Genomic DNA, 13,759 nt, shown 5'->3' with positions numbered 1-13,759 from the left:
AGACTCCCTCCAAAAACTTTTAATGCGAGTTGGTTTCCCCCTGTTTTGCCAGGCAAAACAGGGGGAAACCAACTCGTATTGAAAGTCTTTGAAGGGGGTCTGGGGGAAACTTTCTACAGAAAGTTTCCCCCAGGGTAATCAATCGGAGCTTCCCTTACATTACAGATCGGTTGGAAGGGGTTTTCTCTTGAGTCCATCCGGCTGCGCCCCTTGAGAAAGGGGGTGGTCAGCACAGGGCGACCTCTTCCCTTATGGCCTCCTCTATGTGGGCGGCCAGTTCTTCTGCCTTCTCTTCGTCGATCTCCAGTGCCGAGAGTTCCATGGAGAGGTCCGGTTTTCCGGGGAGCTGTCTGCGCCAGCCGACGGCGAGCTTGTGGCAGAACTTGTCGGCCAGGGCTATTATCCTCGCCATGGCCGCGAGCTCGGGCTCGTCCGAGAGCTTTTCCTCGTCGCCGAACCAGGCCAGAAGCATCTGGACATTCCTGGGGAAGCCCCACTTCCTCACCACCAGGGCCCCCACCTCGTAGTGGGTGAATCCGAAGGTGTCGAGCTCGACCTCCTCGAACTCGAGGCCCTCGTTGTAGACCCTGGCCATCAGCTCGACGAATACGTCGGGGTACTCGTTGTTCAGGATGACCATGCCCACGTTGTGGAGCAGTCCCCCCACGAATGCGTCCTCCACGCCGCCGAAGCCCGAAGCCGCGGCTATGACCCTCGATGCCACGGCCGAGCCCACCGAGTCCTCCCAGAGCAGTTTCTCGGTGAGTCCGAAACGCTTGTAGACGTGCTTCATCGAGGCGGCGAGCATGATGCTGCGCACCGTGGAGAGCCCCAGGCGCATGAGCGCCTGCGTCAGGTTGCCTATGTCCCTGCCGCCGCCGTAGAACGACGAGTTCGATATCTTGAGTATGCGCGCCGTGAGACCGGGATCGGAGCCTATGACCTTCTTCACCTTCTCGATGGAGACGTCGGGGTCCTGCATGAGCAGCAGGACCTGCTGCGCGGTGGCTGGCAGCACGGGCAGGTCACAGGCCTTCAGTATCACTTCGTCCAGTCGCGCTCTAACCTGCTCATCCATGACGGATATGCCTCGATGACGCGGCGATTGGAAAGACCGCCGTCTGGCTCACAGGGCCATCTCGCCGAGCGCCGCCTTCTCGTCCTCGCCGAGGACCCGGTCCACGTCGAGGAGGATTATCAGCCTGTCCTGGAGCTTGCCGACGCCGTATATGTACTCCGAGCCTATGCCGGCCACGAGCGAGGGCGGCGGCTCCACCGTCTCCGCCGGGAGCCTGAGCACCTCGCTCACGGCGTCGACCTTGAAGCCCACGGTCTTGTTGCCCACCTCGACGACGATTATCCTCGTCTCGTTGCTCGACTCGTCCCCCACGGAAAGGCCGAACCTCTTGCGAAGGTCCACCACGGGAATGACCTTTCCCCTGAGGTTTATGACGCCTTCGACGAAGTCGGGAGAACGCGGCACCCTGGTGAGCTCCATGAGCCGTATGATCTCCTGGACCTTGAGTATGTCCACCGAGAACTCCTCGTTGCCGAGCCTGAAGGTGACGAGCTGCAAGACCTCCTTGGAATCCATGTCTTTCTTCACGTCCATAAGGTCCCTCCGTGCCTGGGGGTAGCCGCCCCCGTAGATTTTGGCCTCTAAGACGGCCCTGCCGCCGCGGGCCCTTCAGCCGCCGCAGGACCGCTCCCCCCGCCCGCCGAGAAGCCGCGAGGCGTCGGCCTCGCCGCGCAGCACCGCGGCGACGTCCTCGGGGAGCAGGGGGTTTATGTAGAACTCCTCTTCCTTGCGCACGACGTCGTAGCCCGCCGGCACGGGCAGTATCTCCACGTGCCAGTGGAAGTCCCAGGCCAGCGTCTCCCAACGGCTCATGGGCGGGTAGTGGGCGTCCTTGTTCGGGCTGTTGTGGAAGACCATCTGGTAGTCGGGTATTACGGCCTCCACGGCGCCCGCCATGGAGAGGAGCATGTCCGCGAAGAGTTGCGCCACACCGTCCTCCGCCATGTGGTTCTCGAAGTCGCAGCGGTGGTCGCGGGGGAATATCCACACCTCGAAGGGCCGGCGCGACGCATAGGGGCAGAAGGCGACGAAGGCGTCGTTCGAGGCCGCGATCCTCGCCTTCTGCCGGAGCTCCTCCTTCATGACATCGCAGAAGAGGCACCTCTCCTTCTTCTCGAAGTGACGCCTCGCCCAGCGCAGCTCCTGCTGGAGCCGCACGGGGATGACGGGACTTCCCAGTATGTGGGAGTGTGCGTGCTCTATGTACGACCCAGCGCGGCGTCCCTGGTTCTTGAATATGAGGACGTAGCGTATGCGCCTGTCCTTCTTGTGGACCGCCGTGCGCCGCCTGTAAAGCTCCAGGGCCGCGCCGACCTCGTCGGGCCGCAGCGCGGCCATGGTCTTGCCGTGGTCCCTGGACTCGATGACGATCTCGTGCGCGCCCCTCGAGTTCATCCTGTCGAAGAATCCGACGGCGCTGCGCCCGTACTCCACGTCGCGGTGGAAGACCGGCGAGGCGTCGCTTATGACGCGGGCCGTCCAGTCCCCCTCTCCCACCGAGTCGAGCTCTGCCGGGGTGCGGGACTCGCCGCCCGGACAGAAGGGACAGTGCCGCGGACAGCTCCTCCCGCCGCGCGCCCTTCCCTCGCCGACGAGCACCCACGTCTGGGTCGTCGGATCGAGTCTCATCTCGCCCATGGCCGCCTCCCCCCTCCGCCCTCGGCGGGCGGCATAAACTCTCCTCTCAAGTCTATCACAAAAAAGAGGGGCCGTGGGCAAGCCCTTCCGTCGTCAGGCCGAAAGCCGCCTGGGCTGCTCGTACCCGCCGTGTTCGACGACGGCCACCGACTCCACTCCCTCGAGCCTGAAGGTGTCGACGATGTCGCGCAGCTCCTCGGCGACGACCCTCAGCGACTCCGAGGCCTCCGATATCTGGTGCACGCCGCTGGTCGTCTCCTTGGCGATGGCGGCCACGGCCGAGACGTTCGACGATATCTCGTCGGTCGTGGCGCTCTGTTCCTCGGCGGCCGTGGCTATCTGGCGCACGAGGTCGGTCACGTTCTGTATGCTCGAGACGATCTGGCGCAGGGCCTCGCCGGCGTCGTTAGCGAGCTGCACGCCCTCCTCGACCTGCTGGGTGCCCTTGTTCATCGACGTTATGGCGCCGCGCGTGTCGTCCTGGATGCTCTTTATCATGTCGGCGATCTCCTTGGTCGCCTTCGTGGTCTTCTCGGCGAGCTTTCTCACCTCGTCGGCCACGACGGCGAAGCCGCGGCCCTGCTCGCCGGCCCGGGCGGCCTCGATGGCGGCGTTGAGGGCCAGGAGGTTCGTCTGGTCGGCTATGTCGTTTATGACAGCCACGATGGCGCCTATCTGGTCGGAGCTCTTGCCGAGGGCCTCGACGGTGGAGGCGCTGCGGTTGACCGTCTCGGCCACTGCGAGCATGCCGTTTACGGCCTTGTTGACCACGTCACCGCCCTTGACGGCTATCTCCTGGGCCTCGGCGGCCGACTCGGCGGCGAGCTGCGAGTTCTTGGCCACCTCGATTACCGTGGCGCTCATCTCCTCCATGGCCGTGGCCATCTGGTCGGTCTGGGAGGACTGGTGCTCCGAGCCCTTCACTATCTGGGCCGACGTGGAGGCGAGCTCGTTGGAGGCCGAGGCGAGGTGATCGGAATTGTCCTTTACGCGCCTTAGCATGTCGTTGAGGTTGACGCGCATCTTGTTGAGCGAATCGGAGAGAAGGCCCATCTCGTAGTTCGTAAGGACGTGGACGTCCCTGACCGTGAAGTCGCCGCCCGACATGCCGGTGGCCATCTCCACGAGGCTGTCTATGGGCTTTGCTATGACCCGCATGACGAGCAGCCAGCCGGCCACGGCGACGGCAATCGAGATGCAGAGGAAGACGATGAGCGTTATCTTGAGCCTCGTCACCTTGTGCTTCTGAAGCCGCTCATACATGCCCACGGCCTTGTTCATCTCCTTGAGAAGCGGCACGTTGTTTGCCAGCAGGTACTTAACGCTCTCGGCGTCGTGCGTCCCGCTCAAGAACTTGTCGATGTTCTTCTTGAAGCCGTCCCACATGCCCTTGACCTTGTCGAGCTGGGCGGCGAGCTCCGCGTCGGAGACCGGCGGCACACCCATCTTGGCGTCGCCGTCGATGAGGGCCTTGAGCGATCTGTCGAAGAGCTCCGCCGTGGCGCGCAGCGCCTCGGTGCTGTTCGAACCCTCCACTATGGCCAGCGCCTCCTTGGTCATCTTCTGCGTCAGCATGCGCTGGCGGCCGGCGATGTTGAGTATCTTGCCGTCCGAGTCCTGGCTGGCGGCGACCCAGAAGGTCGAGGCCACGGTGGCCAGCATTATGACTATGAACACGCCCATGATTAAGCCGAGCATCACGCTTGTGGATATTTTTCTTTCCATCGTGCTCCTCCTTGGTTAAGGACATCCCCGCGGCGGGCAGGCCCCGTTGACGGCCCGCGGCGGGGGGCAGCAGTCACAACGACTTCGGTTCTCCCGCCAGCCCGGTGCTGTTCAGGAGTATGATGTCGATACGCCTGTTCCGGGCCCTGCCCGAGGGCGTATCGTTGGAGACGAGCGGCCTGAACTCTCCGTAGCCGGAGGCCGAGAGCTTCCTGGGGTCGAAGCCGTGTCTGTCGATGAAGTAGCGAAGTATCGTTATGGCCCTTGCGCTCGAGAGCTCCCAGTTGGAGGGATAGGCCGGGGTGTTTATGGGGATGTTGTCCGTATGCCCCTCTATCCTTATATGGCCGGTCATGTCCTTGAGCGCCCTGGCGATCTCGTCGAGCATGGCGTAGCTCTCGGGGGCGAGCTCGGCGCTGCCCGGCCTGAAGAGCACGGTGGCCGAGATGCTCACGATGACGCCGCGGTCGTCGAGACGGATCTGCACCTTGCTCGTCCTGTCGAGCTTGGAGAGGGCGTTCTTCAGCTGCTTGAAATCACGGGTGAAGCTCTGCTTGAACTTGCTGGCAACCTGGGAGCGCAGGTCGGTGACGATCCTCGTGCCCCGCTGCTGATCGGCGGGCGTGTAGTTTTCGAAGGGATTGAATGCGATGTTGAGCGACTCGCTCAGGACCCTGAACTTGCCCTCGTTGACGCTCGAGATGGCGTACATGCTCGTGAAGAAGGCGAAGAGCAGGGTGATGAAGTCGGCGTAAGAGACGAGCCAGCGCTCGTGGTTCTCGTGCTCCTCGTGTTTCTTCTTTCTGCCCATCTCGCCTCTGTATCGCCCGTAGGGCTCACTCCCCGCTGCTTCGCTGCGACTCCCGCAGGAAGCCGTTGAGCTTCTCCTTGACGCGCCTTGGATTCTCGCCTTCCGAGAGCGCTATGAGCCCCTCGACGATGAGCTCCTTTACGATGGTCTCCTCGCGCACCTTGAACTTTATCTTCCCCGCAAGGGGCAGGCATATGAGGTTTGCGAACCCCACGCCGTAGACGGTGGCCACGAAGGCCACTGCTATGCCCGCTCCGAGCTTGGAGGGGTCGGCGAGGTTCTCCATCACGTGTATGAGGCCGAGCACGGCGCCGAGTATGCCGACCGTAGGAGCGTAGCCGCCGGCCGACTCGTAGACCTTGGCGGCGGCCGTGTTATACTCCTCGGTGTAGGCCATGTCTATCTCCAGTATCTCGCGCGTGAGCTTCGGCTCGGTGCCGTCGACGACGAGTTGCAGTCCCTTCACGAGAAAGGGGTCGTCGAGCTCCTTTATCTTCGACTCCAGGGCGAGCAGTCCGTCCTTTCGCGCTATGCCGGCGAACTCGCTTATGAGCTCTATCGTCTCCGACGGATTGCCCTTCGGGTTGAAGAGCGCCATCTTGAGATTCTTCACGGCGAGGATCACCGTGGCCATCGGGTAGTTGACGAGGACGGCCCCTATGGTGCCTCCGATGACTATGATGGCTGCCGTGGCCTGTATGATGGAGCCCAGGTGGCCGCCTTCGAGAAGCATGCCGACGACGACGGCGCCGATGCCTCCGACAAGACCGACTATGGTGAGTATGTCCATTGTTCAATCGACCGAGCCGCGGCACGGAGGCTCACAGCATGTTCACTATCTCGGCGGCTATCTTTCCGAGCTCGGCCGTCTTGTCGGCGAGGTCGGCCTCTATGACCGCCTTGGGCATGCCGAAGACCGTGCAGCTCTTCTCGTCCTGCACGAGCGTCTTGCCGCCCTTCTCCTTTATGGCCCTCATGCCCTCGAGCCCGTCGTGGCCCATGCCGGTAAGTATGACGCCCAGGGACCTGCCTGGATAGGTCTCGGCCACCGATGTCATCATCACGTCCACCGAAGGGCGGTAGATGGCGCTCTCGGGCTCGTCGTTGACGACGATGCGCATGTCGATGGCGCCCTTCTTCACGGCCCTTGTCTGGCGGCCGCCCGGCGATATGTAGACGTGGCCGCTCCTTATGGCCTCGCCGTCCTCGGCCTCCTTCACCGTCAGCTCGCCGAGACCGTTGAGCCTCTCGGCGAAGGCGCCGGTAAAGGCCTTGGGCATGTGGACCGCCACGAGGAAGGCCGAGTGTATGTCCACCGGTATGCGGGGGATGATCTCCTGGATGGCCCTGGGTCCGCCCGTGGAGGCGCCGATGGCGACCATGGCTATCTTCTGTGAGACGAAACGCCTGTGGACGGCCTGGCGTCCGGCCGCCTCGAAGGAAGAAACACCGCGCGCCGGTCTCTTCTCAGCCGCCGGACGCGGCCTTATTATGGACGGACTCACCTTGCTGACCGCCTTTATCTTGGCGACGAGGTCGTCCTTTACCTTCATTATGTCGAGGGCCGAGCTCACGAGGTTCTTGGAGATGTAGTCGACGGCCCCGCGGTCGAGGGCGTCGAAGGTGGCCTTCGCCCCCTCGGAGGTGAGCGAGCTGAGCATGATGATCGGCCGCGGCGACTTCTCCATTATGGCCGACGTGGCGTCGAGGCCGTTCATCCTCGGCATCTCGATATCCATCGTGATGACGTCGGGCTTGAGGTCGAGGGCCATCTCCACGCCCTCCATCCCGTCCCTGGCCGCGCCGACGACCTCGATCTCGGGATCGCTCTCGAGCATCTGCCTTATGACGCGGCGCATGAACGCCGAGTCGTCAACGGTAAGGACCCTTATCTTTCGCATCGCACCCTCTTTCAGAAACCGCTTTCCGCCGGACCCTCAGGCAATGCCCATCGCTCCGCCCAGCGCGCTCCCCACATCGAGTATGAGGACCACGTTTCCGTCGCCGGTGATGCAGGCGCCGGCCACACCTTCCGTCCCCTTCAGATACTCGCCCATGCTCTTCATGACTATCTCTTCCTGGCCGTGGAGCCTGTCCACGAGCAGTCCGAAGCGTCTTTCGCCCACGGCTATGACGACCACGTACATCCAGTTCGACTCGTCCCCGGACGCGCAGCCGCCGACGATGTCCACGAGCCTCACTATGGGAAGGACCCTGTCGCGTATCTTTATCACCGCCCTCCCCTCGACGGTCTTTATCTCGTCGCGCATGACCCGGATGTTCTCCTCGACGATGGAGAGGGGCAGCGCGTAGACCTCGCCGCCGGCTTCGATGGTCAGGGCCTGGATTATGGCGAGCGTCAGGGGGAGCCTGAAGTATATCTTCGTGCCCTTGCCGACCTCGGACTCTATGGAGATGGAGCCGTTTATCTTGGTGATGTTCGTCTTAACGACATCCATGCCCACGCCGCGTCCCGATATGTCGCTCACCTGCTTGGCCGTGGAGAAGCCCGGGGCGAAGATGAAGTTGAGGGCCTCCTTGTCCGATATCTTCTCGGCCTCCTCGGCCGTGACCAGGCCCTTTTCGCAGGCCTTGCGCCTCACCTTGTCGGGGTCTATGCCGGCGCCGTCGTCCTCGACGAGGACGACTATGTTGCGGCCCTCCTGGTAGGCGCTGAGCCTTATCGTCCCTGCCCTCGGCTTTCCGGCCGCCTCGCGCTCATCGGGCGCCTCGATACCGTGGTCCATGGAGTTGCGCACGAGGTGAACCAGCGGATCGCCTATCTCCTCGATGACCGTCTTGTCGAGCTCCGTATCCTCGCCGCTTATGACAAGCTCCACCTGCTTTCCCGTCTGGCGTGAGAGGTCGCGCACCATGCGGGGGAACTTGTTGAAGACCCGCGCTATGGGCTGCATCCTCATCTTCATGATGGCGAGCTGCAGGTCGGTGGTCACGAGATTGAGCTGCGCTATGGCCTCGTCTATCTGGCCCACCATCTCGTGCTCGCCGCCCCAGTCGGTCATCTTCGACCCCAGGCGCATGAAGCGGTTGCGGGCGAGCACCAGCTCTCCGGCGAGGTTGAGGACGTTGTCGAGCCGTTCGATGTCCACCCTGATGCTCTGCTCCCGCTCCTTTGCCGCCGGGGGCTTTGCCGGCTGCGGATTGCCCGCACCTGAAGAGGCTGCGGAGGTCCGCACCGGCTCGTCGCCGCCGGTTTGCGCCTTCGACGCATCGGCCGCGGCGAGCTCGGCCCGTATCTCGTCTACGGAGGGGAGCTCCTCCCCTCCGCCCTTCTCTTCCTGCGCGCCCTCCGCCCCGGTCTCGCGCTGGGAAGGCGGCTTCTCTTCCCGGCCGCGGCCGGAGGTACTCTTGCCGGCCTTCTTCTTCGGGGCCTTCTTCCTCGAATCGGCCGTCTTCTTCGCCTTCCCGCCCTTGCCTTGCGCCGAGTCGGAGGAGGGCTCCTGGCTCCGGGCCTGCGCTCCCCGCTCGTTGAGACGCTTGAGGAGCTCCACAGTGGGGCCTATCTCCTCTTCCCTGTCGACGCCGTTTCTTATATTGTCGAGCAGGACCTTTATGAGATCGAAGGCCTGGAGTATGCCGTCCATGATCTCGGCGTCGACGGCCATCTCGCCCTTTCTGAGCTTGTTGAGTATGTCCTCGGCCACGTGCGTGACCTCGACCATCTGGTTGAAGCCGAGGAAGCCGGAGGCGCCCTTTATGGTGTGGACCGACCGGAAGATGTCGTTGAGCAGCTCCATGTCTCCCGGGCTCTTCTCAAGCTCCACGAATTTGCGGTCGAGCGTATCGAGGGCCTCGGTGGACTCCTCGATAAAGTCGTTTATTATGTCCTGCATCTCATCGGCAAAGTCTGACATGGCTGCACCCGTCTGTACGAACCTTCCGGCGCCCCTTGCGGACGCCGCCGCTCTCACGGTAACCGAAAGCGCCGGCAAAGACCTCTTCTCTCCGGCATACGTCTGCGGGAAGCGCCACGCTCCCGCCCGTGCTCAGGCGCCAAGCTCCTTGAGTATGCGGTCGACCACGTCCTGGTCGAGCGACTCCGAGGAGCCCTGGAGCTTGTTCAGGAGGTCTTCCTTCTCCTCGTCCTTATCCACCTCTATGCCGAAGGAGAGGCCCAGAGCCAGTATCCTGCTCTCCACCTCGGCTATGCTCTTCATTATCTTCCTGAGCTGCTGGCCCGAGAGGTCGTGGAAGGAGAGGCTCGTGAAGATATCCATCATGTTCTCTTTCGTCTTGCCGGTCATGGACTCGAGGACGTCGATTATTCCCAGCCCCTCGCGGCCGTCCTTCTCCGGCAGGGCAGCGGCCCAGTCCTTGAGCACGGCGAGCAGGCCCTGTATCCTGTCCTGCTCGCGCATGGCGCCCTCGAGTATCCCCATTATGCGGTTTGCCGCGTCCTCGAGGCCGTCGGTGACGGACTTTATCCTGTCGGAGGTGTCGGGGATCGTCTCGGCGCCGACCTTGACGGTCATGGCCACGTCGTCCACGCCGCGCCGAGTCTTGTCGACGTACTCGGCGAGATCCGATATCTCCTTTTTGAGCTTGTGAACGATCTCTTCCCAGTTCTTCTCTTCCATGGCGTCGGCTCCTCTTGCCGTCGTAGCGCTCCCGCTCATGACACCCCCTTTCGCTCCAGGCCGCGGCGATGCCGCAGTGATCACTACTTGCCCTCTTTCTCGAGTATGATGTCGATCCTCTCCTTCAGGGCCGTGGCCGTGAAGGGCTTGACGATATAGTTGCTCACGCCGGCCTTCACCGCCTCGACGATATTGTCCTTCTGGGCCTCGGCCGTCACCATCAGGACCGGGATGTGCTTGAGCTCTTCGTCGGCCCGTATGGCGCGCAGCAGCTCTATGCCGCTCATGTTGGGCATGTTCCAGTCGGTGACGACGAACTGGAAGCCCCCGCCCTTGAGCTTCGAGAGCGCCGTAGTGCCGTCGTCGGCCTCGTCGACGTTAGTAAAGCCGAGTTCCTTGAGAAGGTTCTTGATAATCCTTCTCATGGTCGAGAAGTCGTCCACCACAAGTATCCTCATGTTCTTGTCGGCCATATCAGGCTCCTCCTTCCATGGCAGGCTGTATGTGTTCTCCGGCTTCCACCCCGCTCATATCACCTTCTCTATCTCGTAAAGAAGTCTCTGCGGCGAGATGGGCTTGACCAGGTACGACGTGACGCCGGCTTCCCTGGCCACGGCCCTGTCCGACTCTCCGCTCTCGGTGGTTATCATTATGATCGGGATCTCCCTGTATGCCTCGTCGCACCTGAGGTTTCTCGACAGCTCCAGCCCGTCCATCTGGGGCATGTTCAGGTCGGTGAGGATGAGGTCCACGCTGTCGGCCGCCATCTTTTCGAGGGCGTCTATGCCGTTCTCGGCCGTCACTATGGAATACCCCCTGCCGCGCACGATATATGAAAGAAGTTTCCTCGTCGTCGCACAATCATCCACTATGAGGATCTTTTTAGCCATGTCGTTACCTCAAACCTTCTGGTACACGACGGAGCGGTCGAAGCTCACCGGCTTGAAGAGCCTCGTGAGCCCGTGCAGTGATTCGGAGAAGCCGAGAAATAGGTATCCTCCGCTCACCAGGCTGTCGTATAAGTTGCTGATGACCTGCTTCTTCGAAGCGTCGTCGAAGTATATGAGGACGTTGCGGCAGAAGACGATGTCGATCATGCGAAGCGTCCTCATGGCCGCGGAGTCCATGAGATTTATCTTCCTGTATCTGACGACCTGGCGCACGTCGGGTTTCACCGTGTAGTGGTCGCCGCTGTTGGTGAAGTACTTCCTCAGGTAATTCTCCGGCGTGTTCCGCAAGGAGTACTTTTCGTAGATGCCGCGCTTGGCCGACTCCAGGACGTTATCGCTTATGTCGCTGCCCGTCACCTCTATCCTCCACCCCCGCCTCTGCAATCCGGCCTCGATAAGCATCATGGCCAGCGTATAGGGCTCCTCGCCGGTGGAACTCGCCGCGCTCCACACGCGCAGCGTCCTGTCGAAGCCGTTCTTCTTCTTTTCCAGCGCCAGGGGAACGACCCCCTTGGCGAAGGCCTCAAGCTGCGCCGGGTCACGGAAAAAGCTCGTCTCATTGGTGACTATCGAGTTGAGCAGGATGGAGAGTTCCCTGTCCTTGTGCTTGTCGTAGTTGAGAAAATAGAAATATTCCTCGAAACTCTTGAGCCCCCGCTCCTCGAGCCTCCGGGAAAGCCTCGATTCGAGCAGATAGCGCTTGTTGTCTCCGAAGAATATGCCGCACTTGCTGTTGATGAGGTCGCGCAGCTGCCTGAAGGTCTCCGGCGACAGTCTCGGCTTCTTTATGGGGCTGGCTGTCCTGTCGATCATCGTATGGAGTCGATCGCCTCGCGGGCGGCCCGGCTTACCGGCATATCTGGGTATTCGGCCAATCTGCGCAGAGCAGGGAGCGCCCTCTTCGAGCCGAGGCGCTGCAGGGCCTTGGCGGCGGCCACCTTGACGGGCGGCTCGTCGTCGTCGAGCAACCGTATGAGGCGGTCCTCGCTCTCACGGTCCTCCATCTCGCCGAGCAGCATGGCGGCCTGATATCTCACCCATTGACTCTGGTCGTCGAGGAGCTTCCTGACGGATTCGGATAGGCGTGCGGCGGCGGCCGCGTCCAGTTCGCGCAGGATCGCAAGCTTCACTCCCTCGTCGCCGCCCTCCAGGCCGGCGGCAAGGGCCTGGAACGACTCCGGCGACGCAAGCCTGGCAAGCGATATGTACGCCGCCTTGGTCACGCGGGCGTCCGTGTCGGCCGCCGCCCCGACGAGAGCGCCGACAACCGAGCAGTCGCCGGCAGCGCCGAGTCCCCTCGCTCCCATCTCGCGCAATCTCGCGTCGTCATGGGAGAGGAGGGCGACGAAGCCCTCGCGCACCCCCTCCGACCCGATGGAGCCGAGGGCGTCGGCAATGGCCTCCCTCACGTCGGTATAGGGCTCCTCAAGCAGTGCTTCGAAGAGGTAGGGCACGGCCTCCTCTCCGGCACTCCCCGCAAGCCCCCTGGCCGCCGTGGCGCGCACGTGGCCGTCGCCGCTTCGAAGCGACTCGACGAGCACGTCGAAGGACTCGCCGGCGCCCATGTCGGCTATGGCCTCGGCGACGGCTCGTTTTTCCTCCTTGCCGAGCTCGCCCATCAGTTCGTCGAGCAGCGACTCGTACCTCTTGTCCTTCATCTCGCCCATGGCCCTGACCAGGACCTTCAGACTCCGGCCGGCACGCCTGAGCTCGTCGATCTTCACTTCCGGCAGCTTTCCTATGGAGACGAGCACCGAGGCGAGCATCTCCTCCATGTCTTCGTCTATCTCCTTGAGGCCCTCGGCGTATTCGATCACCCTGGCTGCGCCTTCCGGCTCGCCGAGCAGCGCAAGCCCGCGCAGCCCCTCACGCTGGATATCCTTGTCGGGGTCGTCGAGGGCCTCTGTGAAGAGGGCGAAGGCGCGCCGCGAAAAGCCGGGCGGCGGCGTGTAGGCCCCCTCGCCGCAACCGGCCTTCTCGAGGAGATCCGCCACGGCCTTGGCCGACAAAACGCCGTCGCCCTGGAGTATCTCTTCCAGGGCGACGATGATGTCCGATGCGTTGCCCGCCGACGCAAGGGAGGCCGCCGCCTCGACGGCGGCCTCCCTGACAATGCCGGCCTCACCCCTTATGACCTCTACGAGAGTCTCCACGGCCCGCTCGTCTCCAAGATGTCCGAGCCCTTCCACGGCGCTGAAACGGACCCACTCCTCGTCGTCATCCAGCATCTTCATGAGCGTGTCGTAGGCCCCCTCGCAACGCACCTTGCCGAGACAGAGCGCAACAGAGCCCCTCACATTGGAATTGGGATGGTCGATGATCTCTTTGAGCGCAGCGCCTGTGCGCCGTCCGCCCCCGTGAGCGGATAGTATGTCCACGGCCAGCTTGACGACGTCGTCGTCGGGGTCCGAAAGCAGCCCCTCGAGGGTCTCAACGGCGCCGTCGCCTATGAGCTGAAGTATCTCGCCGGCGATGTTGCGCCGGGCGGCGTCCTCGCTGTGAAGAAGCGGAGAGACGGCCTCGGCCACGACGGAACCGCCGATGGAAACGAGGGCGTTCAGCGCCGCCTCCCTCACCCCGGCGTTCCCGTCACTCAGCAGCCCCACAAGATCGGGCACACACTCCCGACACTTGAGCTCAGAGGCCCTTATGCAGGCCTCCCGCCTGTCGGCAGCCTCACTGCTCTTGAAATTGACCTTGATATGCCTGCACTCGTCCATACCCATCCTCGCCACACTAAAAATATCGGCCAGCCAGCCCCATTCCTTTAGGAAAGCTCTGATTTATTGCGCTGAGGGAACCTTTTTGTAAAAAGGTTCCCTCAGACTCCCTCCAAAAACTTTTAACGCGAGTTGGTTTCCCCCTGTTTTGCCTGGCAAAACAGGGGGAAACCAACTCGTATTAAAAGTCTTTGAAGGGGGCCTGGGGGAAACTTTCTACAGAAAGTTTCCCCCAGAGT

The 13,759-nt window shown here is 62.5% G+C and carries 13 protein-coding genes; all 13 read right to left on the bottom strand.

Features of this window, described 5'->3' with window-relative positions; genetic code table 11:
* Positions 1-226: 226 nt before the first annotated feature.
* Entirely contained in the window at positions 227-1,078 is an 852-nt protein-coding gene (locus ENJ37_04465) for an HDOD domain-containing protein (GenBank protein ID HHL39736.1), read from the bottom strand.
* A 48-nt stretch (positions 1,079-1,126) separates the two neighbouring features.
* On the bottom strand, positions 1,127-1,612 hold the full coding sequence (locus ENJ37_04460) for a chemotaxis protein CheW (protein HHL39735.1): 486 nt from the start codon (positions 1,610-1,612) through the stop codon (positions 1,127-1,129).
* Between the two features lie 75 nt (positions 1,613-1,687).
* Positions 1,688-2,716, bottom strand: coding sequence for a hypothetical protein (locus tag ENJ37_04455; protein ID HHL39734.1), 1,029 nt, complete (start codon positions 2,714-2,716; stop codon positions 1,688-1,690).
* Between the two features lie 93 nt (positions 2,717-2,809).
* Positions 2,810-4,441: a methyl-accepting chemotaxis protein gene (locus ENJ37_04450; protein ID HHL39733.1), complete on the bottom strand. Its 1,632-nt coding sequence runs from the start codon at positions 4,439-4,441 to the stop codon at positions 2,810-2,812.
* Between the two features lie 73 nt (positions 4,442-4,514).
* Positions 4,515-5,252 carry a flagellar motor protein MotD gene (locus ENJ37_04445; GenBank protein ID HHL39732.1) on the bottom strand — a complete coding sequence of 246 codons (738 nt, stop codon included), beginning with the start codon at positions 5,250-5,252 and terminating at the stop codon, positions 4,515-4,517.
* A 25-nt stretch (positions 5,253-5,277) separates the two neighbouring features.
* Entirely contained in the window at positions 5,278-6,042 is a 765-nt protein-coding gene (locus tag ENJ37_04440) for a flagellar motor protein (protein HHL39731.1), read from the bottom strand.
* 31 nt (positions 6,043-6,073) lie between these two features.
* Entirely contained in the window at positions 6,074-7,153 is a 1,080-nt protein-coding gene (locus tag ENJ37_04435) for a chemotaxis response regulator protein-glutamate methylesterase (protein ID HHL39730.1), read from the bottom strand.
* A 36-nt stretch (positions 7,154-7,189) separates the two neighbouring features.
* Positions 7,190-9,127, bottom strand: a complete 1,938-nt coding sequence (locus tag ENJ37_04430; protein ID HHL39729.1) for a chemotaxis protein CheA — start codon at positions 9,125-9,127, stop codon at positions 7,190-7,192.
* Between the two features lie 132 nt (positions 9,128-9,259).
* Positions 9,260-9,889 (bottom strand): hypothetical protein, encoded by a 630-nt coding sequence (locus ENJ37_04425; protein HHL39728.1) that lies wholly within the window; start codon positions 9,887-9,889, stop codon positions 9,260-9,262.
* Positions 9,890-9,933: 44 nt separating this feature from the next.
* A complete protein-coding gene (gene cheY, locus ENJ37_04420) occupies positions 9,934-10,308 on the bottom strand; it encodes a chemotaxis protein CheY (GenBank protein HHL39727.1) in 375 nt (124 codons plus the stop codon).
* A 69-nt stretch (positions 10,309-10,377) separates the two neighbouring features.
* Positions 10,378-10,740, bottom strand: a complete 363-nt coding sequence (locus ENJ37_04415) for a response regulator (GenBank protein ID HHL39726.1) — start codon at positions 10,738-10,740, stop codon at positions 10,378-10,380.
* 9 nt (positions 10,741-10,749) lie between these two features.
* The gene (locus ENJ37_04410; GenBank protein HHL39725.1) at positions 10,750-11,613 is read right to left on the bottom strand and encodes a protein-glutamate O-methyltransferase CheR; all 864 of its coding nucleotides are present in this window, start codon (positions 11,611-11,613) and stop codon (positions 10,750-10,752) included.
* On the bottom strand, positions 11,610-13,535 hold the full coding sequence (locus ENJ37_04405; protein ID HHL39724.1) for a HEAT repeat domain-containing protein: 1,926 nt from the start codon (positions 13,533-13,535) through the stop codon (positions 11,610-11,612). Before ENJ37_04405 ends, ENJ37_04410 begins: the two co-directional genes overlap by 4 nt.
* Positions 13,536-13,759: the final 224 nt, after the last annotated feature.

It is taken from the genome of Deltaproteobacteria bacterium (assembly GCA_011375175.1).
Classification (GTDB): Bacteria; Desulfobacterota; GWC2-55-46; order GWC2-55-46; family DRME01; genus DRME01.
This window is presented reverse-complemented; position numbering and strand designations above follow the sequence as displayed.

Excerpts from the sequence above, each read along its gene's own strand:
- ENJ37_04465 (HHL39736.1), bottom strand. The coding sequence starts at position 1,078 with ATGGATGAGCAGGTTAGAGCGCGACTGGACGAAGTGATACTGAAGGCC.
- ENJ37_04460 (HHL39735.1), bottom strand. The coding sequence starts at position 1,612 with ATGGACGTGAAGAAAGACATGGATTCCAAGGAGGTCTTGCAGCTCGTC.
- ENJ37_04455 (HHL39734.1), bottom strand. The coding sequence starts at position 2,716 with ATGGGCGAGATGAGACTCGATCCGACGACCCAGACGTGGGTGCTCGTC.
- ENJ37_04450 (HHL39733.1), bottom strand. The coding sequence starts at position 4,441 with ATGGAAAGAAAAATATCCACAAGCGTGATGCTCGGCTTAATCATGGGC.
- ENJ37_04445 (HHL39732.1), bottom strand. The coding sequence starts at position 5,252 with ATGGGCAGAAAGAAGAAACACGAGGAGCACGAGAACCACGAGCGCTGG.
- ENJ37_04440 (HHL39731.1), bottom strand. The coding sequence starts at position 6,042 with ATGGACATACTCACCATAGTCGGTCTTGTCGGAGGCATCGGCGCCGTC.
- ENJ37_04435 (HHL39730.1), bottom strand. The coding sequence starts at position 7,153 with ATGCGAAAGATAAGGGTCCTTACCGTTGACGACTCGGCGTTCATGCGC.
- ENJ37_04430 (HHL39729.1), bottom strand. The coding sequence starts at position 9,127 with ATGTCAGACTTTGCCGATGAGATGCAGGACATAATAAACGACTTTATC.
- ENJ37_04425 (HHL39728.1), bottom strand. The coding sequence starts at position 9,889 with ATGAGCGGGAGCGCTACGACGGCAAGAGGAGCCGACGCCATGGAAGAG.
- cheY (HHL39727.1), bottom strand. The coding sequence starts at position 10,308 with ATGAGGATACTTGTGGTGGACGACTTCTCGACCATGAGAAGGATTATC.
- ENJ37_04415 (HHL39726.1), bottom strand. The coding sequence starts at position 10,740 with ATGGCTAAAAAGATCCTCATAGTGGATGATTGTGCGACGACGAGGAAA.
- ENJ37_04410 (HHL39725.1), bottom strand. The coding sequence starts at position 11,613 with ATGATCGACAGGACAGCCAGCCCCATAAAGAAGCCGAGACTGTCGCCG.